General features: G+C 29.3%; 2 protein-coding genes. Both read right to left on the reverse strand.

The window, feature by feature from the left end; genetic code table 11:
* On the reverse strand, positions 1–437 hold a 437-nt coding region (locus ABZX02_RS43805), incomplete at its 3' end, for a hypothetical protein (protein ID WP_355307949.1).
* Positions 438–859: 422 nt separating this feature from the next.
* Positions 860–1,372 (reverse strand): hypothetical protein, encoded by a 513-nt coding sequence (locus ABZX02_RS43810; protein ID WP_355307951.1) that lies wholly within the window; start codon positions 1,370–1,372, stop codon positions 860–862.
* Positions 1,373–2,464: the final 1,092 nt, after the last annotated feature.

Consider the following 2,464-nt stretch of genomic DNA (forward strand, 5'->3'; position numbering starts at 1 on the left):
GCTACGCCATTACCTTGATGAGCGTTTGTTTGATCAGCTTTTCCGCCTTCATTTTTGTTACCTTGTAAGCCACCGTTAGCTACGCCATTACCTTGGTTGTCATTTTTTTGAGTAGCGTCGCCGCCTTCACTCTTATTGCCTTGCGCACCGCCATTTAGTACACCGTTACCTTGATGAGCGTTTGTTTGATCAGCTTTTCCGCCTTCATTTTTGTTACCTTGTAAGCCACCGTTAAGTAAACCATTACCTTGATTCTCGTTACTTTGAACAGTCTTTTGTTGTCCTGAATTGTCATTTGTTTGTGCTGCGTGAGCTGATGCATTACCGAAAGCTAAAGGAGCAGCTAGAGCTAGTGAAGAAATAGTAACTGCTATTAACTTGTTGTTATATTTTCTTAAACCTTTCTTTTGTATAGTGTTATTTTGAATTTTTTTCATAAATAAATTCCCCTTTCTAAAATAGTGTTTCTATTACATAAAATAACATTACCGTTTTTCAAGTATATCAAACATTTTTTAGAAAATTTGTGCAAAAAAATGTAAAATATCCCTATTTTTTGTAAAGAGATAGAAATATCTTTTTCTGATTTTAAAACAGAACCGTTTATTTAAAGATAAGTTTAAGCATGTCGGTATGACTCATAGTATATCTCTAGTAGGAAAGTGCAATGACAATGATTCTATGGAAGGCATATGGAAAATTATGAAATGCAAATTGCATTTAAAGATTTCAATGAAGATAAACAAATTATTAATGAGTATATTCATTTTTGGTTCAGAGAGAATTACATTGAAAATAGTTGATTCTGTTTTATACAAAATCAACCATCTCATTTATTTATTAATATTAAGTAATGTCTTTAACTATGAAATAATTTTTTGATTAGATTTACAATTCCTCCACCATTACTTTTATTGCCTTGTAATCCGCCATTAAAGAAGCCTTTACCTTCATGGGCATTGCTTTGAGCAGCTGATCCACCATTATTTTTGTTACCTTGAGCACCGCCATTAAGGAATCCGTTACCTTCATGATCATTTTTTTGGGCAGCGTCACCGCCGTTACTCTTATTACCTTGAGCGCCACCGTTTAATATGCCATTACCTTCGTGGGCATTGCTTTGATCAGCTGATCCGCCATTATTTTTATTACCTTGTAATCCACCATTAAGGAAACCATTACCATGGTTTTCATTACTTTGAACAGTCTTTTGTTGCCCTGAATTATCATTTGTTTGTGCTGCATCAGCTTCTGCATTACCAAAAGCTAGAGGTACAACTAAAGCTAGTGAAGAAATAGTAACTGCTATTAATTTGTTATTATATTTTCTTAACCCTTTTCTTTGTACAATATTAGTTTTAGTATTTTTCATAAATAAAATTCCTCCTTAATTAATAATTAATGTCTTTCCTATAACAATGTTTAACCACTAGTCGAATATATTAAACATATTTTCTGAATTTAAAAGTTTGAAAAAACAACCTACTTATACCGAATGTGAATGCCATATTAAATAATATAACTGGATAATAAATAATATATGAATTGCTCCCTACCTTCAATAATAATAAAACACCTTGAAAATCATACTAGGAGAACAAAAGGTTCAAATGAAACAAAAAATTGATAGTAGTTATAAGATATAAATATATGCTATTTTTACATGGTGACTCTTTACTCATACATAGTATCGATTTATTCTTTGTTATATATTAATTTTTGTTTTTAAATTTAATTATAAAGTCTTCTCAATACACAATAACTTTTCTTTATATAAGTAAATATGTTAGCATCAAGTTAGTGTCAATATTATTTAGTTGACATCTTAGTTTGTCTTTAGACTCAAACAACAACGATACCTATTCCCTAGTCACTCATCTTTTGAGTGACTTTTTTAGGGATTTTTGAGAAGGTTGATTCACTTTAATAAAGAATGTACTTTTATTCGTCTAAAAAAATGGCAAAAGTCACTTAATTTTTAAGTGAAGAAAATCTTAAACGATAAATAATTATTTCAAGCTATAATGAGTATAATTAAGATGATTTCACTTATTCTTATTCATTTTTAAAATAAGGTAATTCTGGCACACTATTGAGTACTAAACAGCAATGCAAGCATGTCTAAGATAATATTAGTGAAACTATTAACTCAAAATTTGATATATTTATGTGTCTAGTCAATCATCTGGTTTGTAGTTTTGATGTATATAAAATAAGTCACTTTCAAAAGTTTATGATGCAATTTACTCAAAGAAAAAATATTATCTTAGTAAATTTTTAGTATCCTTGAAAATTTATACCTTATTCACTCTTAGTCGAACAAATAATTTAAAATTATTGATTGAAAAAAGTCTGAGCTGTGTCTAATAAAGATTAAAAATAATGTTATAAAATTTTAACTTTTCATATTTCATTATCTCGTTTAATCCTATAAACAGTTTGTCTTGTGATTCCCACTTTTTAG

The organism is Lentzea sp. NPDC003310 (assembly GCF_040610935.1).
Lineage (GTDB): Bacteria > Actinomycetota > Actinomycetes > Mycobacteriales > Pseudonocardiaceae > Lentzea.